The sequence below is a fragment of the Mycobacterium sp. NGS40 genome (genome assembly GCF_059812735.1).
Window position 1 is genome coordinate 60,536 of sequence record NZ_JCALDG010000004.1, and the last position, 18,965, is coordinate 79,500.

Consider the following 18,965-nt stretch of genomic DNA (forward strand, 5'->3'; position numbering starts at 1 on the left):
ATGCACACTCGGCGCCATTACCGCGTTCCCGCGCCAGTAGGCTCATGCCGGTGAGCGCACGCGCAGGCATCGTCGTCACTGGAACCGAAGTCCTCACCGGACGCGTCCAGGACCGAAACGGCCCGTGGATCGCCGACCGGCTGCTCGAATTGGGCGTGGAGCTGGCCCACATCACCATCTGCGGCGATCGTCCCTCCGATATCGAGGCACAACTGCGCTTCATGGCCGAACAGGGCGTGGACCTGATAGTCACCAGCGGGGGACTGGGCCCGACGGCTGACGACATGACGGTCGAGGTGGTGGCACGGTTCTGTGAACGCGAGCTGCTGCTCGATCAAGTTGTCGAAGACAAGATCGCCAACATTCTCAAAAAGCTTATGGCGCACTTTGATTCGGAAAGCTTCGACGCGGTGCGCGCGGCCAACCGCAAACAGGCCATGGTTCCCGCCGGTGCTCAGGTGCTCGACCCGGTGGGCACCGCCCCGGGCGTCGTGGTGCCCGGAAAGCCCACGGTGATCGTGCTTCCCGGCCCTCCGCGTGAGCTTCAGCCGATGTGGCACACGGCCATCGAGACCCCGGCGGCGCGCGACGCGATCGCCGGCCGCACGATCTACCGCCAGGACACCATCCGGATGTTCGGGCTGCCCGAGTCGGGGCTGGCCGAAACACTGCGTGATGCGCAGAATTCCGTCGCCGGATTCGACGCGCTGGAGATCACCACCTGTCTGCGGCGGGGCGAGATCGAAATGGTCACCCGGTACGAGCCCGACGCGGCGCAGGTCTACGCCCAACTGACAAAGTTGCTGCGTGCCCGGCACGGTCAGCAGCTGTACTCCGAAGACGGATCACACGTCGACGATGTGGTCGCGCGGCTTCTGGCCGGGCGCCGGATAGCCACCGCGGAATCCTGCACCGCGGGGCTGGTGGCCGCTCGGCTGACCGACCGGCCCGGATCGTCGGACTACGTGATGGGCGGCGTGGTGAGCTACTCCAACGACGCGAAGGTGCAGCTACTCGGCGTGGATGCGGCACTGATCGACGCACACGGCGCGGTGTCGGAGCCGGTGGCCGAGGCGATGGCCGCCGGCGCGTTACGCCGTTTCGGCGCCGATACCGCCGTCGCGATCACCGGCATCGCCGGCCCCGGCGGGGGCACACCGGAGAAGCCGGTGGGCACGGTCTGTTTCACCGTTCGACTTGGCGCCCCCGGCGCCGCGGACCAGATTGTCACCCGGACACTGCGACTGCCCGGCAACCGTTCCGATGTCCGCGAACGCTCGGCTACGGTTGCGATGCACATGCTGCGACGCGCGCTCAGCGAGCAAGCGCCCCTTTAGATCATTTGGCTTCCGTTGGCAGAAAAGCGGTTTCGGCGGTACCGAAGCGAAGTCCGGTCGCGTCCTTACCGATAAACGTCAGGAACGCCACGACACATAGCACCGGCACAATCGTGGCGGCCAGCGCGAACGGATAGCCGTGCGTCTCGGCCAGTCGTTCCTGGATCGGCAGGTTGAACGCGGCCAGCAGATTGCCCAGCTGGTACGTCACCCCGGGGTAGAGGCCGCGGATGGCATCCGGCGACAACTCGGTCAGGTGTGCCGGGATCACACCCCACGCGCCTTGCACGCAGACCTGCATCAAAAACGAACCGAGACACAGCATCGCCGCGGTGCGGGAGAACGCGAACAGCGGCACGATCGGCAACCCCAGGATCGCGCAGAAGATCACGGTGTAGCGGCGGCTGAACCGTTGTGACATCGAGCCGAAGAACAGACCGCCGAGGATGGCACCGATGTTGTACACCACCACGATCCATTTCACCGTCACGCTGTCCAGGCCGGCGCCGTGGTTGGCCGTCGAACCCAAGAACGTCGGGTAGACGTCCTGCGTGCCGTGGCTCATCCAGTTGAAGGCCGTCATCAGCGCCACCAGATAGAAGAACCGGCGGACGATCTTTCCGTCGCGCAGCACGTCGGTGACTTTGGTGTTGGTCAGTTTCATCTGATCCTGGGCGGCTTCCCACACCTCGGACTCTTGCACCCGGTAGCGGATGATCAGGCTGATCAACGCCGGGATGATCGACAGACCGAACAGCCAACGCCACGACAGCCCCAACCAGTCCATCACCACCAGCGATCCGATGCTGGCCAGTAGGTAGCCGAAGGCGTAACCCTCCTGCAGCAGGCCGGAGAAAAAGCCGCGCCTCTCGACGGGAACCTTCTCCATGGCCAGGGCCGCGCCCAGCCCCCATTCACCGCCCATGCCAAGGCCGTACAACAGCCGCAGGATGACCAGGACGGTGAAGTTGGGCGCGAATGCGCAAAGGAAACCGACGACGGAGTAGAAGATCACGTCCACCATCAGCGGCGTGCGCCGGCCGACCCGGTCGGCCCACAGCCCGAACAACAAGGCACCCACCGGGCGCATGGCCAGAGTCGCCGTCGTGATGAAGGCGACCTCGGCCTTGCTGTGGTGGAAAGTCTTTGCGATGTCGGCATAGACGAACACGACGATGAAGTAATCGAAGGCGTCCATCGTCCAGCCCAGCATCGCGGCAATGAACGAATTTCGCTGATCGGCGTTGATCCGTTGAGTTGTCACGTGAAGCATCGTGGCGCACCGCGAGCCGTTTGACCATCCACGGCGCCGGAGTAAGTTCCGGGAATATGCGAATCATCGATGCCGATGGACATGTCGCCGAGAATTCCTCGCTGGCGATCGAAGCGATCAAGCGGTGGCCCGATCACGTCAAGCCCAGCACCGACCGACGCCTCCGGCTGATGATCGAAGGCCGAAACTATCCGGAGGATCGCGGCCCGGGTGCCGGCTGTCCGCCCGAACACGGAATCAGCAAGTCGCCCAACATCAACTGCTCGTCACCCGACGGCGTGCTGGGCGACGCCGACCGCGACCACATCGACACGATGGTCCTGTACCCGAGCCTGGGACTCTGCGCGCCCAGCCTCGAAGACCCGGAATTCGCTGCGGGATTCGCGCGGCTCTACAACCAGTGGATCGCGGATTACTGCGCCTCGTCGGGCGGCCGGTTGCGCGGCGTGGCCGTGACCCCGATCGAGCACGGACAGCCGGCCGTCGACGTCATGAACGAGGCCAAGGAACTCGGCCTGGTGGCGACTCTGGTCCCGCCGGCGCTGAAGACCCGCAACCTGGATCATCCCGATCTCGACGCGTTCTACGCCGCCGCGGTGGAACTCGAGATGCCGCTGGGCATTCACGGCGCCCCCGGAATTCATCTGCCGAAGATTGGCGTGGACCGCTTCACCAATTACATCCAGGTGCACTGCATCAGCTTTCCGTTCGACCAGATGACGGCGATGACGGCGATGGTTTCCGGCGGCGTCTTCGAGCGCCACCCCGCCTTGCGGGTTGCCTTCCTGGAAGCGGGCGCCGGCTGGGTTCCGTTCTTCATGGACCGCCTGCACGAGCACTACGCGAAGCGAGGCGACTGGGTCGAACGCGGCTGGCGGCGCGACCCGCACGAATATCTGGCTGCGGGCAACATCTTCGTGACGTGTGAGCCGGAGGAACCGATCCTGCCCGGCGTGATCGACGTGCTGGGCGCCGACTTCATCATGTTCGCCAGCGACTACCCGCACTGGGACGGCGAGTGGCCGGAGAGCACCAAGCACCTGCGCACCCGCGCGGACATCAGCGAGCAGGCGCGCGAGAAGATCGCCAGCCGCAACGCGCAACGCTTTTACGCGCTCAACTGAATCTGACCGCGTAGCGGCATGGGCCGAATGGCCCTGCCGGGCATTCAATTCGGATGGCAGGATCTTGCGGCATGGGCTCCTTTCTGCTTCGCGCCGCCTTGACGGGTTTTGCCATGTGGATCGTCACCCACTTCGTTCACGGGCTGAGCTTCGTCGGCGGCAAGACGCCGCTGGAACGCATCGGCATCATCTTCGTCGTGGCCGTGGTCTTCGGGCTGGTCAACGCGTTCATCAAGCCGATCGTTACGTTCCTGTCCATCCCGCTGTACATCGTGACCCTGGGACTGTTCCACATCGTCGTCAACGCGTTGATGCTCTGGCTCACGGCGTGGATCACCGAACACACCACGCACTGGGGACTGGCGATCGACCACTTCTGGTGGACGGCGATCTGGGCCGCGATCCTGTTGTCGATCGTGAGCTGGTTGCTGTCGCTGGTGGTCGGCGACGTCGACCGACGCACCCGCGGCTGATCTCTCAGCGCGCCTGCCACCGCGGCGGTCGCTTCTCGGTGAAGGCACGCGGCCCTTCCTTGGCGTCCTCGGTCGCGAAAACCCGGTCGCTGTGCCGAGTCTCGTTGTCGTAGGCCGCTTCGAGATCGAGCGTCAGCCCTTCAACCGCAGACCGTTTGGTCGCATAGACCGCGAGCGGCGCGTTGGCGGCGATGCGCTGCGCGTAGTCATAGGCGGTGTCCATCAGCCGCTCGCCCGGCACGACCTGGTTCAGCAGCCCCATGGCCAGGGCGCGCGGCGCGTCCACCATGTCGGCGGTCAGCAGCAGCTCCATCGCCAGGGCGTAGGGGATCTGGCGCGGCAGCCGCACCGTGCTGCCGCCGCCAGCGAAAAGGCCGCGCTTGGGTTCCATCAAGGCGAACCGCGCTTCGGGCACCGCGACGCGGATGTCGGTGCAGCCCAACATTTCAAAGCCACCCGCGACACACGTTCCGTTCACCGCCGCGATGATCGGCTTATACACCGGGAAACGATGCAACACGGCGTGGATGGCGTCGAGTGCGTCCCAGCAGTCAGGCTTGGGAAGGTCGCCGGTCAGTTCGGGAATGAATTTCTTCAGATCTGCTCCGGTGCAGAAATCCGGCCCTACGCCGGTGACCACAGCAACCCAGGCGCCGTCGTCGTCACGGAAGTCGGCCCACGCCTGAGCCAAATCGCGGAAATGTTCCATATCCAGCGAGTTGCGCGTGTCGGGGCGGTTGATCGTAATGGTGGCGATGTGAGCGTGAAGCGCGTAATCGATGCTCACGGGTTTTCCACCGTTTCGGTTCGTCGTTGGCTACCGTTTCTGAAATGGTAAGGCTTTCAGTGACCTTCGGCCGTAGCCCGGCGAGTAAACCCGGTCGATTTGCGCAAATGCACTCGGCAAATCTCAATTGCACATATGCTCAGCAACGACGCGAAAACCGGCGGGGGTCGGTTTGACGCCAGCCCTGCCGGCCTTTTCGGGAGACGGACGGCGTCGCCCGATACTGCCCACGACGACGGGATGTCGCAGAGATGGACACTGCCTCGATCGGCATAGCGCGGCCCCACAACGGGTCGTACCGTGGCTACGCGCCAAGCGGCTTGCGCACGGTTACCAGGCGCACCGGTTCGTCAGTAGTCGTCCATGTCGGCGGCGACATCGATGCCAGCAACGAGACCGCGTGGCAGAACGTGCTGAGCCGCGGGGCCGCCGAAACCGTCGCGCCCGGTCCGTTCGTCATCGACGTGTGCGACCTCGATTTCATGGGCTCATGCGGTTATGCCGCGCTGGCACACGAGGCAGCCGAGTGCCGCAGTCGCGGCGTCGCATTGCGACTCGTTACCAGCCAGCCCATCGTGGCCCGAACCATCGCCGCCTGCGGACTGCACCCGTTGCTGCCGACGTACGCGTCGGTGGAGACAGCGCTGGTGCCGGTCAGCGATCAGGACTGACCAGCCGCACTACATCGCGCGCGCAACCCCAGGACAACGTCACGCCATTGCCACCGTGTCCGTAGTTGTGGATGCAGCGCGCCTTTCCGAGTGGCTCGGCTTCGAGCCGCACCGAGGGACGATCGGGCCGTAGCCCGGTAATCGTCTCCAGCACCTCGGCCTCGCCCAGCCTCGGCTCGATCCGGCGACAGCGCGCCAGGATGCGTTCGGTGATGTCGGGTTCGGCGGTGGTGTCCCAACGGTCCGGGATGCTGATCCCGCCACACACCACGCGTTGTGGGTGCGGGAAGTAGCACACCCATTCCGGGCCGTTGTTGATCTCTAGAAATAGTTGTCGCAGACCAGGATTGGCGAGGATGACATGCTGGCCGAACAGTGGCCGGACCGTGTCGTCGCCCACCAGTGCACGGGCGCCGAGACCGGAGCAGTTGATCACGATCGGCGCTGCATCGGCGGCCTCGGCCAGTGACCGCACCGGGTGTTCCTCGATCTCGCAGCCGGCCGCGGCAAGGCGGTGCGTGAGGTAGCCGAGGTAGTGCGGCATGTCGATCATCGGCAGGGTCGCGCGAAACCCGACCCGGAACCCCTCGGGCAGATCGGTTGGATGGGCCGGCCGCAACGCGGGAATCAACTGCGCCGCCGACGACATCGATTCGGTCGCGGTCAATTCGCCGACAGCCAGCGCCGGCGAAAGCTGCACCCCGGAGTCGGGATCGGCGGCCAGTTCGCGAAAAACTTCCAGCGAATGCCGGATCCACGCGATTGTCTCGGCGGCGCGTTCGGCCGGTCGGGGCGGGGCCCAGACCGCACCGGCCACTACCGATGTTGTCCGCTCGGGCGGTGCGGCGCTCCACACCCGCACCGGCCACCCGGCTTCGGCCAGGCACAGGGCCGACGTCAGTCCGCTGACTCCCGCACCAACGACGACAATCTATTCGGGACTGGCCACGGTCAGGTGCCGGGAACGCGCATTCCGTTCGGCCCCAGCAGCCCATTGAGCGTGCCCAGGGTGCCCTGCAGTTGGGCCCCCGCAACCGGCCCGGGGACGTCGGCGGGCGCGGGAGCGTCCGGCGTCAACTGCCAGGGCTGACAGCCATCCGTCTTGAACGCCTTGTCCGTCGGCTCGATCTTGACCACCTGCGGCTTCTTGGTGAGCGAGTTATCGATCAGGGCGCCGTCCGGGTTGGCGGTCCGCTTCCAGTAGCAAGTGCCGTTGCCGACCGGGCCACCGCTGCTGTAGATGCCCGGCACGATGTCGGTACCCACCGCGTACAGGCCGTCTTTGTCCATGACCGTCTTCGGTGCGCCCCCGGGCGGTGCGGGCGAGGGTGACGCCGACGGCGACGCCGCGGGTGATGCCGGTGATGGCGACGCTGATTGCCCCGGTGCCGGCCCCGGCGCCGGACCACGTGTGTCGTCCGGGTCGGCGCTGGCCGCCACGGTGGACGCGGCGGCCCAGCCCGCGACCATCAGACTCGCCGCAGCCAACCGTGCTGCGGTAGGTACTCCACCCATAGAGATCGAGGGTACCGGGGTCAAGAACCTAATTCACATCTCTGTGAGATCGGCGGAGCGCGTCGAACGGTTAGGGCAGCCGTCGGACCTTGCCGGCGTAGCCGAGCGCGTGCTGGTAGGTGTCGAGGTTGTCCCGCGAAATCCTGGCGTGCACCGGGCGCTCGAGAAAGAAGCGCAGCACCGGGTTGTAGGCGTGATATGTCTCGTGAAACGTCAGCACGGTAGTGCCGTCGGGCTGCTCCTCGAGCTGGTGATATCCCTCGGCGCGCGACCACAGCGGCGCGCCGACGGCGATGTAGCGCGACAGCTTGTTCAGCTCGGCTTCGGTCACCGTCTCCCACGACCGCGCCCTGCCGCCCGACAGCAGGTACCGGGGGACCGGGAAGACACAGGTGCGGACCAGGCCCTCACCGGCCTCGTTGCCCTCGTTCAGGATTTCCATGCTGCCGGTCGGCCACTTGAGCACTCGCGGGCGCGGCGCGTTCGGTGGCACCGGGGGATGCAGCACCCGCCACACCTTTTTCGGCGGCGCGTCGACGTGGAATCGCACGGTGTAGGACTGCATCAGCTATCTCCCCAGGCGTCCCAGAACGTGATGGTCTCCGCCGGCGGCCGCGTGGCCGGGCGGAAGTCGGTGCCGATCGTGTAGGCGACAGGGAACAGCGCGGCCTGCGTGACGGTCGGCGGAATGCCGAGCAGCTCGGCCACTTCTTTCTCCTTGAACAGATGCATCGTCGTCCACACCGAGCCCAGCCCGCGCGAGCGAAGCGCCAGCAGAAAGCTCCAGCCGGCCGGGATGATCGAAGCCCAGGCCGCCGCGGCGATGCCCGGCTCCGCCGTGTCGATGCGCTGGTTCAGACAGGGGATGACGTGCACCGGAACATGTCCCAGCGTGTCGGTCAGACTCATCGCGCTCTGATACACCCGCTGGGTCTGCGGGTCGGTCGCGTTGTCGACCGCGTACGCCAGATACTGCGACCCGATGCTGCGGTAGATCTCGGCGATCGCCGCGCGCTTGTCCGCGTCGGTCACCACCAGCCAGCGCCAGTCCTGTGTGTTGCTGGCCGTCGGCGCCTGCATCGCCAGCCGGATGCACTCCAGAATCACCTCGCGACCGACCGGCCGGGTCAGGTCGAGACGCTTACGAACCGACCGCGTGGTGCTCAGCAATTCGTCGACGGTGGCGATGTCCATTGGTTCCTTCCGGTTTTGTCAGAGGTCGATGGCGCACGACTGGTCGACGCCCAGCACTGTCAGGGAACGACCCAGGCCCAGAAATACCGCGACGCACAGCGTGAGATCCAGGATCTCCTCGTCGGAGAACGATTCCCGAAGTCGTTGGAAGAACGCGTCATCCATCGACGCATGGTCGTTGGCGAACCGCTCCGCGAACTCGATGGCGAGGCGTTGGCGTGGCGTATAGCCGGGGTAGCCGGCGTATGCGGCGACGTTGTCGTACAACTCGGGTGCCACACCGGCGTCGAGCACCGACTGCGCGCGAAAACCCGAGCACGCCACGCAATCGTTGATCTGCGCGATCCGCATTCTCGCCAACTCGCGCTCGTCGGCCGGCAGGATGCTCTGCTGATAGGCGCCGCGGATCATCCGTTCGACCATGCCGCCGAGCTGTGGCCGCAGCGTCCAGATCATGGCGGCTTCGCCACCCGGGCCCTCCGGTACGTCGAGCCTTGCCATAGGAGAACTCCTGCCCGGTAAGGACGGTACCGAGTTGAGCAAACCAGATTCTCAACTCGGCTGTCTAGGTCGGGCGACTGGGCGCAATTGTGCATACGACTAACCCGGCCTGGACGTGGCAATCTGCCGGAGTTACCGTCCGTTGAGCGGCGTTGAGCCGACCGCCGCGAATGGGAGGTTTGTGCGTGCTGTTCATGCACGAGCTGCACACGGTCCGCGGCCGTAAAGAGGACGAGTTCGAAGCCGCCTTCCGTGACGGCTGGATGCCGATGCTCGGGCGCGGCGACGATGCCCGGTTGCTTTGGTACGCCAACCAGGCGCACGGCAGCGGCCCCGCGTACACGGTCGTAACGGTGACCGCCGTCCGCGACGGCGCGGCGTGGGAGAAGCTGACGCTGCGAGTGCAGAAGGGCGACCTTCAGGACTGGATGCGCGGGCTCGACGAGCTCCGCCACGAGGTCGTCGCAAAGTTGCTGATGCCGCTGCCCTGGTCACCGCTGCTGGACATCGAATTCAACGAGGTGCCGGTCGACGGGCGAGAGCACGAGATGACTCTCTACATGGAAGACACCATGTGGCCCTACGAGGACAAGTTCGAGGAGTACATCGTCCGCTGCGGCGAGGTGTACGCCAGGAGCCTCCAGGAGCCGTCCTCCATGCTGACGATGCATGCGGCATTCCAGCCCGCCCTCGGCAGCCATGTTCGACGCGAGGTCATCCTGATGCAGCGCATCAGCCGTCCCGACGCGCTGCTTGACCTGCTCCGCAGCCACATCCCCGCCGAGTACCGCGCGCCGGGCACCTGGATGTACGACGCCCTGGACCTGCGCGACCAGTGGACCAGCCGGTTGCTGCGCACCTCCGAGTGGTCACCCCTGTACTAAGCCGCGTATGAACTTCGGGACGATCCACGACGCCGCCGCCAGCGGGGATCACGCCCGGGCCGCCCTGATCGTCGGCGGGCACACCGTCAGTTACGGCGAGCTTGCAACGGCAGTAAGGCAGTGCGCGTCGAGTCTGGCCGCCCACGGCGTCACGCCCGGACAGCGCGTCGCCGTCGTCGACGGGGCCAGCCTGCTGTCGATCGCCGCATTGCTCGGCGCGGCACGCATCGGCGCCGCACCCGCGCTGATGAATCCCGCACTGACGCCGCCGGAATTGCGGGGATTGCACAAGGATGCCGCCTGCGCCGACGTGGCTGTCGCGGGGAAGGACTACGTCGAGCGGGTCCGGGAAGCCGGTGTCCCCACGGCATTGACACTGACCGATCTGCTGGGCCGGCCCGAACCCGCCGACGATGCGGTCGCCGGCGATGCCGACGACCGTGACGCGTTGATCCTATTCACCAGCGGCACAACGGGACTCCCGAAAACCGTCAGCATCAGCGGCCAGCAACTCGCCCGCCGCATCACTGGGATGTCGCGCCCCTTCCGGGCTGGCGCGAAACCCTTGGTGAGCATGCTGAGCGTCCCGCTATTCCACGTCGGCGGCGCGCTGGGCCTGCTCGGCAGCCTGTATTCGGGCAACACCGCGGTCGTGCAAACGCGTTTCGACGCCGGCGAATGGCTACGCCTGGTGGCCGAGCACCGCGTCAGCACAACGTTCATGGTGCCGACGATGCTGCAGCGGATCATCGACCATCCCGACTTTCCGAACACGGATCTGTCGTCGCTGATCGCCCTTGCCTACGGAGCCGCCGCCGCGCCGCTGAGTCTGGTGCGCCGGGCGATGGCGGCGCTGCCGCACGTGGCGCTGGCCAACGTATTCGGCCAGACCGAAACTCTGGGCGCTTACACGACTTTGCTGCCCGACGATCACCGCGACCCGGCGCGCGCCGGGTCGGTCGGCCGCGCCTTACCCGGAGTCGAAGTGCGCGTAGTAGACCCCGATACGGGTAACGACGTCGAGGCCGGCGCGGTCGGCGAGTTGTGGGTGAACTGCGCTCAGAACGTCACCGAGGGCTGGCTGCGCACCGGCGACCTCGCCAGCCAAGACGCCGACGGTTACATCTTCCCTAGCGGTCGACTGAAGGACACGATCAATCGCGGGGGAGAGAAATTCGGACCGGTCGAGGTCGAGGAAGCATTGCGCTCACACCCGGCAGTCGAAGACGCCGCGGTCGCCGGGATTGCCGACGACGAGTTGGGGCAACGTGTCGGTGCGGCCGTCGTGGTGTGCGCCCCGGTGACCCTCGACGAGTTGCGCGCACACTGTCGCGGATTGATCGCACACTTCAAGTTCCCCGAGCGATTGGCGATCGTGGAGAACATCCCGTACAGCGCAACCGGCAAGGTCAACCGCGATCAGCTCGCCACGCTGATCGCCGATGACACCTAGGAGTCCAGGTGCTGTTTCTGCATGAGACCCACAAAGTGGTGGGCACCCGGGAAGACGAATTCGAGGCTGCTTATCGCGAGGGCTGGATGCCCACGCTGGCCAACGACGACAATGCCCGCCTGCTCTGGTACACCAACCACGCACACGGCACCGGGCCTTCCTACACCGTCGTCACGATCACGGGCATCGCCGACGGTGCCGCCTGGGAGAGGCTGGCGCGGCGCGTCCAGCACGGCGATCTGCAGCCGTGGATGCGCGAACTGGACAACCTGCGCCACGAGGTGACGGGCAAGCTGCTGTTGCCGGTGGAGTGGTCGCCGTTGCAGTCGGTCGATCTTTCGGCCGTGCCCACCGATGCTGGAACTCACCCGCTCAGCCTCTTCATGGAAGACACCGGCTGGCCGTACGCGCCGCTCGACGACTACATCCGTTCCTGGAATGACATCTACTACCGGCCGCTGTCGCAGGCTCCGGCACGCATGCGCATCCTGGACATCCAGGCCTGTTTCCAAGTCGCGCACGGAAGCTATCAGCGACGAGAAGCCGTGCTGTGGCAGAAGATCGACGACTCCAACAACTACGCGGCGCTCGTGCATCTGCTGACCAAAGAGGTACCACCCGAGTACCGCGGGCCCGGCAGCTACATGTTCGAAGCGCTCAAGTATCGCGATCAGTGGGAGAGCCGGTTGCTGCGGACGTCGGACTGGTCGCCGTTGTACTAGGCCTCCCGGCCCAGAATCCGGGCGGCGTCACGCGCCATGTCGGCTACGATGTCGCCGGCTGGCCGAATATCGCGGACGAGTCCGATCGCCTCGCCGACGAGTATGGCGGCGGCATCGAAATCCTCTGTGGCCGAGGCCTTCTCGAAGGCCTCCACTGCTTCGGGAAGGGCAACCGCCAGCTGGTCCTCGTTTCCGTGCCAGGTGTCCAGGAATCGGTTGCCCAGCGCTCGCGCATTGTAGTCGGCGGGCCAATCAAGCTGTCGCACAACGTCGTACACCCGCGTCCGAAAGGTATCGTCGCCACTGGCCGCCACCACCCGCTGGTGAGCCCGAGGTGACACCAACGCCTCGGCGCTGGCCCACAATCGGGTGCCGACCAGCGCGCCGTCGGCGCCCAGCGCCAATGCCGCAGCCAGCCCACGGCCGTCGGCGATACCACCGGCGGCCACGACCAGTGTTGCGGGAGAGCGCGCGCCGACGAGGTCGACGACATCGGGCACCAACGTGAAGGTGGACCGGACGGTCATGCCGTGGCCGCCGGCCTCACCGCCCTGCGCGACGACGACATCGGCGCCACTGTCCAGAGCCTGCCGGGCGTGTTCGAGGTTCTGCACCTGGGCCATCAACGGAACGCCCGCCTCGCGGATGCGCTCGGCGAACGGCCCAAAGTCGCCGAATGACAACATGATTGCGGCGGGTTGCCGTTCCAGGGCTTCGTCGAGCAGCTCGGGCGCCCGCGCCAGGCTCCAGGTGATGAACCCACACCCGACCAACGCGGCGCCGGCCTCGTCGAACTCGCGCCGGAGCCAGTCGGTGTTGCCGTACCCACCGCCGATCAGGCCGAGCCCGCCGGCCGCCGTCACCGCCGCGGCGAGCCGGCCGCCGGACGCCATGGCCATCGGCGCCGAGATGATCGGGTGTTCGATGCCGAACAGCTCAGTCAGCCGAGTGTTCATTGAAGTTCCCCGGTGAGGAACTGCGCCCGACCGTGGCCGAAAGACCAGTCCTCGTCGCTATTTTCGGTGATCGATACGATCAGATCGGCCGGATCGACGCCACACCGCTCGGCGAGGTTGGCCGCCAGCAACTCGTAGAACCGTTCCTTCATGGCGCGGGTGCGCTGGCGACTGACCACGTGCACGATCACCAGCCGCGCCGAGCGGTCGATGCCCAGACCGGTGTCCCAGGCCACGATCTCGTGCGCGGGATGGGTGCGCACCACCTGGTAGCGGTCACCGGGCGGGACCGCAAACGCTCCGATGACGGCATCATGCGCGGCGTCCAGCAACGCCTGGACCTCCGAGGGGGTGCGCCCTTCGATCAGGTCGATGTACAACAACGGCATTATCTCTCCTCTGATCCATTCGTCTCGAGTACGACGTTAGGGCCACCGCAAACAGGAGTGAAATGCCTGTCGCACGACATCTATGCTTGTCAGGCATGGGCGTGCTGGACAGCGGCCGAGTGGAGTTGCGACACCTGCGCGCGTTCGACGCGGTGGCGCGATTGCAGTCCTTCACGCAGGCATCCGAGGCGCTCACGATCACCCAACCCGCGCTGAGCCGCACTATTCAACAATTGGAAGACGCGCTCGGCGTCACCCTGCTCGATCGCAGCTCCCGCCACGTCGAGATGACTGACGCCGGAAGGACGTTCTTCGAGCACGTCGAACGGGTGCTGTCCGAACTCGAACGCGGCGTGGATGCCGTGCGGCGGCAGGCCAGTATTCGTCTCGGATTCAGTTGGCTGTTGCCCGACCCGTGGGCCCAAGACACCGTTGCCCGATTTGAGCGGGCCAACGTAACGACGGTCAGTTTGATCCGCACCGACGATGCGCTGGCCGCCGTCCAGCAGGGGAAAGTGAACGTCGCGGTGGTGCGCGGCCAGGTGACCTCGACCGCCGTGCGGGTCGTGCACCTGTTCGACGAGGCACGGGTGGCGGTGTGTTCGGTGCGTTCCCGCCTGGCACAGCAGCCGGCGCTGGACTGGGCCGACGTCCCGCAATGGCCGCTGGTCGTCAACGTCGCCAGCGGCACCACCGGACCCTGGTCGTGGCCGGCGGGCCAGGGCCCGCAGACTGTGGTCCAGACATCGAATTTCGACGAGTGGATCGAATCTGTTGCCGCCGATCGAGGCATCGGAGTGATCCCGGACGTCGCCGTCCGGCGCAACATTCATCCCGGCGTCCGGTTCATCCCGCTGCGGGGGGCACCGCAGAGCCCGGTCGCCCTGGCTTTCCTGCCGCGTGCCCGCAATGCCGAGCTACGTCGCTTCGTGGAGGCCGCGGTGGCCAGTGCCGCTGCTTGCGCTACCTGAACTCGGCGAGTCGCTCCCGGATCGCGCTGCGGCTCTCGTCGCGAACGCCAACGGCGGATCAGTCGAGCGACGCCAGACCGGAGCGGACCACATCGATACTGGCCGCCACCAGCTCGCCGAGGTCGCCGGTACAGCCGTTGCGACCCCAATACTCCACTGCCACAACGAGAGCCGCCGCCAGGGCCGAACCCGCGACCTCGGCAGCCAGTTCGATGTCGGGCGCGTCCGCATTCCGCTTGCTGACGAAATCCGTCAGCACGGCGGCGAACGAGGACTGCACGACCCGCAAGTGGCCGGCGATCCGTTCGGCGGAGATCAACTCGGCGCGCGCCGTCGCGGCCTGCCGGACCACTTCGAGGTCGTGCGGGAAGGCCGCGACACTGGCCAGCACCGCGTCGAACAGCGACTCGGAGGCCGGCCGTTGCGCAAGCGCCTCGGCCAGCCATTCCAGCTGCGACTCGTAGTCCTGGAACAGCACCGACTCCTTGGTCGGGAAGTGCCGGAAAAAGGTGCGTTCGGTAACGCCGGCCTCGGCCGCCAACTCCGTGACCGTCACGTTCGCAAAGCCTTTGCGGGCGAAGCTCTTTAGCGCGGCTTGGCGCAGCGCCTCGTGTGTCGAGCGGCGGCGCTGCTCGTGGCGATTCATCGGAGCGGTCATGTCGGGCCGATCGTATCGCACCATTTGTGTCAGAACTGACATCTTCCAATTATGTCAGTACTGACATATTCTTGTCACGCGCACACCACCGACGGAAGGCAGGGCCGAGACCATGAGCACGACGAAATACGACGCGATCGTGGTCGGCGCCGGGCACAACGGGCTGACCGCCGCGGCGATCCTGCAGCGCGCCGGCCTGCGAACCGTGTGCCTGGAAGCCAATACCTACGCCGGCGGCATGGCGGCGACGGTTGAATTGATCGACGGCTTCCGCTACGAGATCGCGGGCTCGGTGCAGTTCCCGACGGCGAGCCAGCTCACCAAGGACCTCGGGCTCGACACGCTGCCCGCGATAGAACCCGAAGTGATGTCGATCAACATCGGCGAAAACGGCGAAGAGCCGATGGTCTTCTACCGCGACCCGATGCAGCTGATGGGTCACTTGAACGAGAAGCACGGCATGGAAGCCGTCATGGGTATGGCCGAGCTGATCGGCTGGAGTCAGGCGCCCGCACGGGCGCTCGGCCGCTTCGATGTGTGCCAGCAGCCCAAGACGATCGACGAAATGTACGACTGCGCAACCAATGTCGCCGAACGCCGGGCGATTCACGAGATGCTGTTCGGCTCGGCGATGGACGTGATCGACCGTTACCTGCCGGACAAGGACAAGCACGCGGTGATGCGCGGAATGCTGGCGTTTCTGGCGGTTAACTCCACCTACCGCGGCCCTTACACACCGGGCAGCGCCGCGTGCCTGGCATTCGCGCTGGCGGTCCCCGACGACAGCACCGCGATGATGACCAAACTCAAGGGTGGTATCGGCGCGCTCACCGAACACCTGCGCGAGCTTTTCGTCTCCCATGGCGGAGAGATCCGCTTCCGCACCAGGGTCGAAGAGATCCTCGTCGAGAACGGCAAGACAACCGGTGTCCGACTGCGCGACGGCTCGACGATTTCGGCGCCGATCGTGGTGTCCAATCTGTCGCCCGACGTGACGCTCACCGAACTGATTGCACCCGAACATGTTCCGGCGGAGTTGGTCTCACGTGTGTCCGGACGCGACCACCGCGCCTCATTCGTGCAGCTTCATTTCGCACTTGACGGGCTGCCCGAGTTCGCACCACCGTATGAGTTCCTCAACGAGGAGGGCATGCAGCAGTCGGTGGGGATCTTCGGCTCACCGGAAACCCAACAGGAGCAGTGGGAGATGTGCCGGCGCGGCCTCGTTCCAGACAACCCGTCGATGGGCATGCAAATCCCGTCGGTGCACGATCCCGCGATGGCGCCACCGGGCAAACACGCGGCCAGCGCATACGCCTACGCGTTCCCGGTCGAAGTCGACCGCGACCAGCACGGCCACCTGAAAAACGAAATGGCACAGCGCGTTATCGACAAAATCACGAAATTCGCGCCGAACTTCTCCGACATCCTGATCCGTCATATCACGTTCGCGCCGTATCACATGAACACGATGTTCGGTGCCCCCGCCGGCGACTTCTGTCACGGCCTGTTGCACCCGGATTTGATGGGACCCAACCGGCCCGGCCCGAAGGGCTTTCTAGACATGCCGATCCCGATCGATGGCCTGTACCTGGGCGGCGCGGGATGCCATGGCGGCCCAGGCATTACGTTCACGCCCGGCTACAACGCGGCTTATCAGATTCTGGACGACCGGTAGCCGATCAGCCCCCGAACGTTCCGATCAGCTGCGCCTGCGCGGTGGCGGCCCCGGCGATGGTCTGCGCGGCGCGCGCACCGGCCAGTCCACCGGGGAGCTGGTAGTCGTTCGGAAGCTGGTAGAGCGTGAAGCGGTAGTGATGGGTTCCGGTGCCGGCGGGCGGACAGGGTCCCTTATAGGCGGACTGGCCGGCCGTATTCGGCAGTGTGCTCCCGCCGCCGGGAGTCTGACCGGCCGAGGTGCTGGCGGATCCGAACGGTATCCCGGTCACGACCCAGTGGATGTACACCCCGTTGACCGCATCCGGATCATCGACCACCAGTGCCGCCCCCAGCGGCGCCGACCACGTCAACGGCGGCGCGACGTCGGCCCCTTTGCAGGTGTATTGCGCCGGTATCGGCGCGCCATTGGCGAAGGCCGGACTGCTGATCGTCAATGGCGCGTCCGGCGCCGCCGTCACGACGCCGGTGCCGGCATTGCCGGCCGCCGCGAGCGTCAATGCCAGTGCGCCGATGGCGAAGCCAACGCGCCGAGCAGCAGTGCGACCCATACCGAACAGTGTCGCCAACTGCGGCCCCAGAAGATAGTCGTCTGGCTACCCGCCCTTTTTGACTTCGATCACTCGCTCGCGGAGCCCCTTGGTCGCGGTGTCCATCAGACCCTTGGTTCCCTTCCTGATCAGGAATCCGGGCACCGGTACGGTGAGATCCACGGTCAAGTCGAACCGGACCCTGGTGGAATCGCCGTCGGGGGTGAGCGTATAGCGGGCATCCTGCGCCCGTTGCTGTTTGGCACTGACCAGCGTCCAGCTCACCCCGTCGTCGTGCACGGTGTAGGCGAGCTCCTGTTCTTCGGTGATTCCCACGATCTTGACGACCTGCCGGGACCGGAGCGGATGACCCTGGTCATCGCGCTCCAGAACGTCGACTTTCTGATGAGCCGACGACCACTCGGGCAAGGATTCGATGTCGAAGAGCACGTCCATGATCTCGTCGGGAGTCGCCTCGATGACGAGTTCGCGCGAATCGGAGACAGCCATCCTCGGAAGATAACCCGGCGCCGCGGCTGCCCAAACGCGTCGACTCAGGGCACCCGCGGCTCGTCGGCGACCAGGCCCGCGTCGCGCGGCACAGTTCCCCCACGCAAAGTTGCTGCCGCGTCAAAATTTCCAGAAGCTCGCGTCGCACCGGATTCGCCAGAGCGAGAAAAACGCGGTCCGGAGTTCCCACGCCCGGCACCATATGTTCGAAATTCCCGACACGTCAACCGCCCGTTCGCCCGTTAAATTGCTGTTATGCGATTCACCTGGGAACGACTGACCACCAGCGTGCACCGCTGTCGGCTTCCGTTCTGCGACGTCACCGTGGGCTTAGTGCGCGGGCGCGCTGGCGCATTACTGATCGACAGCGGAACCACGATGACCGAGGCCGCCGCGATCGAAGAGGACGTCCGGCAGCTGACCGGAGGCCCGGTGACCCATATTGTGTTGACGCACAAGCATTTCGACCATGTACTGGGTTCCTCGTATTTCAGCGACGCCGAGATCTACTGCGCGCCCGACGTTGTCGATTACCTCGCGTCAGCCCATGACCAGATTCGCGCTCACGCCCTCAGTTACGGTGCGGACGCCGCCGAGATCGACCGGGCACTCGCGGCGCTGCGGGTGCCCCAGCACGGCCTCTACGACGCCGTTATCGACCTCGGCGACCGCGATGTGAGAATCACCCACCCGGGGCGTGGCCATACCACATCGGACCTGATCGTGGTGGTCCCCGGGTTGGACGAGCACGATCACCGCGTCGTGATGTTCACCGGTGACCTCGTCGAAGAGTCTGCCGACCCGTTCATCGATGCCGACTCCGATCTGGCGGCCTGGCCCGCAACGCTCGATCGACTGCGGGCGATCGGTGGGCGAGAAACCATCTACGTCCCCGGCCACGGAAAGGTAGTCGACGCGGAGTTCATCCGCCGCCAACGAGCTTGGCTGCAGCAATGTTCGGGTTAGGCGGTCGCTACCGTACATGCGGCGATGAGTGCGTCCGGATCGGTCACGCTGAGCACCAGCGAACGCAGCGCGGCCGACCTGAGCGGCACTTTCGCCTGTACCGGCGGCTCTATCGTCAATGCCACCAATCCTTTGCCCGAGCCGTTGACCAGCCAGCGGCCATTCGAGTAGTGCACGCCCGCGGTGAACGTCCGCTCATCGGAGGCTTCGGCGTGGGTGATCGACGCGATCGGGATGTGGGCCTCGAACGCCCACCCCATCTTGACGTGGAGAGTCCCGTCAACGACGCGCACCTCACTCGTGCTGGGCCCGAGTCCCAGCGGCGTGGATAACAGCACATACCAACGCTCGTACCGCAATTCCGTCTGCACCGA

General features: G+C 65.8%; 23 protein-coding genes and 1 pseudogene. 10 read left to right on the forward strand and 14 right to left on the reverse strand.

Annotation, left to right across the window (positions count from 1 at the left end):
• The first annotated feature begins 50 nt into the window (after positions 1 to 50).
• Positions 51 to 1,337 (forward strand): competence/damage-inducible protein A, encoded by a 1,287-nt coding sequence (locus AC5Y5O_RS07885; RefSeq protein WP_500024533.1) that lies wholly within the window; start codon positions 51 to 53, stop codon positions 1,335 to 1,337.
• A 1-nt stretch (position 1,338) separates the two neighbouring features.
• Here the strand turns inward: AC5Y5O_RS07885 and AC5Y5O_RS07890 are convergent, their stop codons facing one another.
• The gene (locus AC5Y5O_RS07890) at positions 1,339 to 2,610 is read right to left on the reverse strand and encodes an MFS transporter (RefSeq protein WP_500024535.1); all 1,272 of its coding nucleotides are present in this window, start codon (positions 2,608 to 2,610) and stop codon (positions 1,339 to 1,341) included.
• 56 nt (positions 2,611 to 2,666) lie between these two features.
• Here AC5Y5O_RS07890 and AC5Y5O_RS07895 point away from each other — a divergent pair, with 56 nt between their 5' ends.
• On the forward strand, positions 2,667 to 3,734 hold the full coding sequence (locus AC5Y5O_RS07895; protein ID WP_500024539.1) for an amidohydrolase family protein: 1,068 nt from the start codon (positions 2,667 to 2,669) through the stop codon (positions 3,732 to 3,734).
• Between the two features lie 71 nt (positions 3,735 to 3,805).
• Positions 3,806 to 4,207, forward strand: coding sequence for a phage holin family protein (locus AC5Y5O_RS07900; protein ID WP_096287918.1), 402 nt, complete (start codon positions 3,806 to 3,808; stop codon positions 4,205 to 4,207).
• Positions 4,208 to 4,211: 4 nt separating this feature from the next.
• On the opposite strand, the gene AC5Y5O_RS07905 is transcribed toward AC5Y5O_RS07900, so the two are convergent.
• The gene (locus AC5Y5O_RS07905; RefSeq protein WP_096287920.1) at positions 4,212 to 4,994 is read right to left on the reverse strand and encodes an enoyl-CoA hydratase/isomerase family protein; all 783 of its coding nucleotides are present in this window, start codon (positions 4,992 to 4,994) and stop codon (positions 4,212 to 4,214) included.
• 251 nt (positions 4,995 to 5,245) lie between these two features.
• Between AC5Y5O_RS07905 and AC5Y5O_RS07910 the strand changes: the two genes are divergently transcribed.
• Positions 5,246 to 5,665 (forward strand): anti-sigma factor antagonist, encoded by a 420-nt coding sequence (locus tag AC5Y5O_RS07910; RefSeq protein WP_500024540.1) that lies wholly within the window; start codon positions 5,246 to 5,248, stop codon positions 5,663 to 5,665.
• Here the strand turns inward: AC5Y5O_RS07910 and AC5Y5O_RS07915 are convergent.
• The 5 genes from AC5Y5O_RS07915 to AC5Y5O_RS07935 all read right to left on the reverse strand — a co-directional run bounded on the left by AC5Y5O_RS07915 (position 5,649) and on the right by AC5Y5O_RS07935 (position 8,875).
• Positions 5,649 to 6,596, reverse strand: coding sequence for an FAD-dependent oxidoreductase (locus AC5Y5O_RS07915; protein ID WP_500024789.1), 948 nt, complete (start codon positions 6,594 to 6,596; stop codon positions 5,649 to 5,651). The two genes, AC5Y5O_RS07910 and AC5Y5O_RS07915, sit on opposite strands and share 17 nt — an antisense overlap.
• A 20-nt stretch (positions 6,597 to 6,616) precedes the next feature.
• Positions 6,617 to 7,180 carry an Rv1352/Rv1906c domain-containing protein gene (locus AC5Y5O_RS07920; protein ID WP_096287926.1) on the reverse strand — a complete coding sequence of 188 codons (564 nt, stop codon included), beginning with the start codon at positions 7,178 to 7,180 and terminating at the stop codon, positions 6,617 to 6,619.
• 70 nt (positions 7,181 to 7,250) lie between these two features.
• Positions 7,251 to 7,745, reverse strand: coding sequence for an SRPBCC family protein (locus tag AC5Y5O_RS07925; RefSeq protein WP_096287928.1), 495 nt, complete (start codon positions 7,743 to 7,745; stop codon positions 7,251 to 7,253).
• Positions 7,745 to 8,374, reverse strand: a complete 630-nt coding sequence (locus AC5Y5O_RS07930; protein ID WP_096287930.1) for a nitroreductase family protein — start codon at positions 8,372 to 8,374, stop codon at positions 7,745 to 7,747. The genes AC5Y5O_RS07925 and AC5Y5O_RS07930 overlap by 1 nt, the downstream gene beginning before the upstream one ends.
• An 18-nt stretch (positions 8,375 to 8,392) precedes the next feature.
• Positions 8,393 to 8,875 carry a carboxymuconolactone decarboxylase family protein gene (locus AC5Y5O_RS07935; protein WP_370497499.1) on the reverse strand — a complete coding sequence of 161 codons (483 nt, stop codon included), beginning with the start codon at positions 8,873 to 8,875 and terminating at the stop codon, positions 8,393 to 8,395.
• Between the two features lie 194 nt (positions 8,876 to 9,069).
• Here AC5Y5O_RS07935 and AC5Y5O_RS07940 point away from each other — a divergent pair, with 194 nt between their 5' ends.
• The 3 genes from AC5Y5O_RS07940 to AC5Y5O_RS07950 are packed head-to-tail and all read left to right on the forward strand — an operon-like array spanning position 9,070 to position 11,934.
• A complete protein-coding gene (locus AC5Y5O_RS07940; RefSeq protein ID WP_243394137.1) occupies positions 9,070 to 9,759 on the forward strand; it encodes a hypothetical protein in 690 nt (229 codons plus the stop codon).
• A 7-nt stretch (positions 9,760 to 9,766) separates the two neighbouring features.
• A complete protein-coding gene (locus AC5Y5O_RS07945; protein ID WP_096287934.1) occupies positions 9,767 to 11,212 on the forward strand; it encodes a class I adenylate-forming enzyme family protein in 1,446 nt (481 codons plus the stop codon).
• Between the two features lie 8 nt (positions 11,213 to 11,220).
• Complete coding sequence (locus tag AC5Y5O_RS07950; protein WP_500024544.1) at positions 11,221 to 11,934, forward strand: hypothetical protein; 714 nt, start codon at positions 11,221 to 11,223, stop codon at positions 11,932 to 11,934.
• Here AC5Y5O_RS07950 and AC5Y5O_RS07955 read toward each other — a convergent pair.
• Together AC5Y5O_RS07955 and AC5Y5O_RS07960 are read right to left on the reverse strand one after the other, a co-directional pair.
• Positions 11,931 to 12,890: an NAD(P)H-dependent flavin oxidoreductase gene (locus AC5Y5O_RS07955; RefSeq protein ID WP_500024546.1), complete on the reverse strand. Its 960-nt coding sequence runs from the start codon at positions 12,888 to 12,890 to the stop codon at positions 11,931 to 11,933. The two genes, AC5Y5O_RS07950 and AC5Y5O_RS07955, sit on opposite strands and share 4 nt — an antisense overlap.
• Positions 12,887 to 13,279, reverse strand: a complete 393-nt coding sequence (locus AC5Y5O_RS07960; protein WP_096287940.1) for a tautomerase family protein — start codon at positions 13,277 to 13,279, stop codon at positions 12,887 to 12,889. The genes AC5Y5O_RS07955 and AC5Y5O_RS07960 overlap by 4 nt, the downstream gene beginning before the upstream one ends.
• A 95-nt stretch (positions 13,280 to 13,374) precedes the next feature.
• On the opposite strand from AC5Y5O_RS07960, the gene AC5Y5O_RS07965 reads away from it, so the two are divergent.
• A complete protein-coding gene (locus AC5Y5O_RS07965) occupies positions 13,375 to 14,250 on the forward strand; it encodes a LysR family transcriptional regulator (RefSeq protein WP_500024548.1) in 876 nt (291 codons plus the stop codon).
• A gap of 58 nt (positions 14,251 to 14,308) precedes the next feature.
• Here AC5Y5O_RS07965 and AC5Y5O_RS07970 read toward each other — a convergent pair whose 3' ends face one another.
• Entirely contained in the window at positions 14,309 to 14,908 is a 600-nt protein-coding gene (locus tag AC5Y5O_RS07970; protein WP_500024791.1) for a TetR/AcrR family transcriptional regulator, read from the reverse strand.
• Positions 14,909 to 15,020: 112 nt separating this feature from the next.
• Here AC5Y5O_RS07970 and AC5Y5O_RS07975 point away from each other — a divergent pair, with 112 nt between their 5' ends.
• Positions 15,021 to 16,586 carry a phytoene desaturase family protein gene (locus tag AC5Y5O_RS07975; RefSeq protein WP_096287944.1) on the forward strand — a complete coding sequence of 522 codons (1,566 nt, stop codon included), beginning with the start codon at positions 15,021 to 15,023 and terminating at the stop codon, positions 16,584 to 16,586.
• 4 nt (positions 16,587 to 16,590) lie between these two features.
• On the opposite strand, the gene AC5Y5O_RS07980 is transcribed toward AC5Y5O_RS07975, so the two are convergent.
• The 3 genes and pseudogenes from AC5Y5O_RS07980 to AC5Y5O_RS07990 form a co-directional block, all read right to left on the reverse strand.
• The gene (locus AC5Y5O_RS07980) at positions 16,591 to 17,136 is read right to left on the reverse strand and encodes a YbhB/YbcL family Raf kinase inhibitor-like protein (RefSeq protein ID WP_500024550.1); all 546 of its coding nucleotides are present in this window, start codon (positions 17,134 to 17,136) and stop codon (positions 16,591 to 16,593) included.
• A 45-nt stretch (positions 17,137 to 17,181) separates the two neighbouring features.
• Positions 17,182 to 17,625, reverse strand: a complete 444-nt coding sequence (locus tag AC5Y5O_RS07985; protein WP_096287948.1) for an SRPBCC family protein — start codon at positions 17,623 to 17,625, stop codon at positions 17,182 to 17,184.
• Between the two features lie 91 nt (positions 17,626 to 17,716).
• Positions 17,717 to 17,827: pseudogene (locus AC5Y5O_RS07990) on the reverse strand (transcriptional regulator); the annotation flags it as partial.
• Positions 17,828 to 17,880: 53 nt separating this feature from the next.
• Between AC5Y5O_RS07990 and AC5Y5O_RS07995 the strand changes: the two are divergent.
• Positions 17,881 to 18,591 (forward strand): MBL fold metallo-hydrolase, encoded by a 711-nt coding sequence (locus tag AC5Y5O_RS07995; protein ID WP_096287950.1) that lies wholly within the window; start codon positions 17,881 to 17,883, stop codon positions 18,589 to 18,591.
• Here the strand turns inward: AC5Y5O_RS07995 and AC5Y5O_RS08000 are convergent.
• Positions 18,588 to 18,962, reverse strand: coding sequence for a hypothetical protein (locus AC5Y5O_RS08000; protein WP_096287952.1), 375 nt, complete (start codon positions 18,960 to 18,962; stop codon positions 18,588 to 18,590). The two genes, AC5Y5O_RS07995 and AC5Y5O_RS08000, sit on opposite strands and share 4 nt — an antisense overlap.
• Positions 18,963 to 18,965: the final 3 nt, after the last annotated feature.

What these genes read in the sequence shown, in the direction of transcription:
- AC5Y5O_RS07890 (WP_500024535.1), bottom strand. Translation starts at nt 2,610, where the DNA reads ATGCTTCACGTGACAACTCAACGGATCAACGCCGATCAGCGAAATTCG.
- AC5Y5O_RS07895 (WP_500024539.1), top strand. Translation starts at nt 2,667, where the DNA reads ATGCGAATCATCGATGCCGATGGACATGTCGCCGAGAATTCCTCGCTG.
- AC5Y5O_RS07900 (WP_096287918.1), top strand. Translation starts at nt 3,806, where the DNA reads ATGGGCTCCTTTCTGCTTCGCGCCGCCTTGACGGGTTTTGCCATGTGG.
- AC5Y5O_RS07910 (WP_500024540.1), top strand. Translation starts at nt 5,246, where the DNA reads ATGGACACTGCCTCGATCGGCATAGCGCGGCCCCACAACGGGTCGTAC.
- AC5Y5O_RS07920 (WP_096287926.1), bottom strand. Translation starts at nt 7,180, where the DNA reads ATGGGTGGAGTACCTACCGCAGCACGGTTGGCTGCGGCGAGTCTGATG.
- AC5Y5O_RS07925 (WP_096287928.1), bottom strand. Translation starts at nt 7,745, where the DNA reads ATGCAGTCCTACACCGTGCGATTCCACGTCGACGCGCCGCCGAAAAAG.
- AC5Y5O_RS07930 (WP_096287930.1), bottom strand. Translation starts at nt 8,374, where the DNA reads ATGGACATCGCCACCGTCGACGAATTGCTGAGCACCACGCGGTCGGTT.
- AC5Y5O_RS07935 (WP_370497499.1), bottom strand. Translation starts at nt 8,875, where the DNA reads ATGGCAAGGCTCGACGTACCGGAGGGCCCGGGTGGCGAAGCCGCCATG.
- AC5Y5O_RS07940 (WP_243394137.1), top strand. Translation starts at nt 9,070, where the DNA reads ATGCACGAGCTGCACACGGTCCGCGGCCGTAAAGAGGACGAGTTCGAA.
- AC5Y5O_RS07945 (WP_096287934.1), top strand. Translation starts at nt 9,767, where the DNA reads ATGAACTTCGGGACGATCCACGACGCCGCCGCCAGCGGGGATCACGCC.
- AC5Y5O_RS07955 (WP_500024546.1), bottom strand. Translation starts at nt 12,890, where the DNA reads ATGAACACTCGGCTGACTGAGCTGTTCGGCATCGAACACCCGATCATC.
- AC5Y5O_RS07960 (WP_096287940.1), bottom strand. Translation starts at nt 13,279, where the DNA reads ATGCCGTTGTTGTACATCGACCTGATCGAAGGGCGCACCCCCTCGGAG.
- AC5Y5O_RS07965 (WP_500024548.1), top strand. Translation starts at nt 13,375, where the DNA reads ATGGGCGTGCTGGACAGCGGCCGAGTGGAGTTGCGACACCTGCGCGCG.
- AC5Y5O_RS07970 (WP_500024791.1), bottom strand. Translation starts at nt 14,908, where the DNA reads ATGACCGCTCCGATGAATCGCCACGAGCAGCGCCGCCGCTCGACACAC.
- AC5Y5O_RS07975 (WP_096287944.1), top strand. Translation starts at nt 15,021, where the DNA reads ATGAGCACGACGAAATACGACGCGATCGTGGTCGGCGCCGGGCACAAC.
- AC5Y5O_RS07980 (WP_500024550.1), bottom strand. Translation starts at nt 17,136, where the DNA reads ATGGGTCGCACTGCTGCTCGGCGCGTTGGCTTCGCCATCGGCGCACTG.
- AC5Y5O_RS07985 (WP_096287948.1), bottom strand. Translation starts at nt 17,625, where the DNA reads ATGGCTGTCTCCGATTCGCGCGAACTCGTCATCGAGGCGACTCCCGAC.
- AC5Y5O_RS07995 (WP_096287950.1), top strand. Translation starts at nt 17,881, where the DNA reads ATGCGATTCACCTGGGAACGACTGACCACCAGCGTGCACCGCTGTCGG.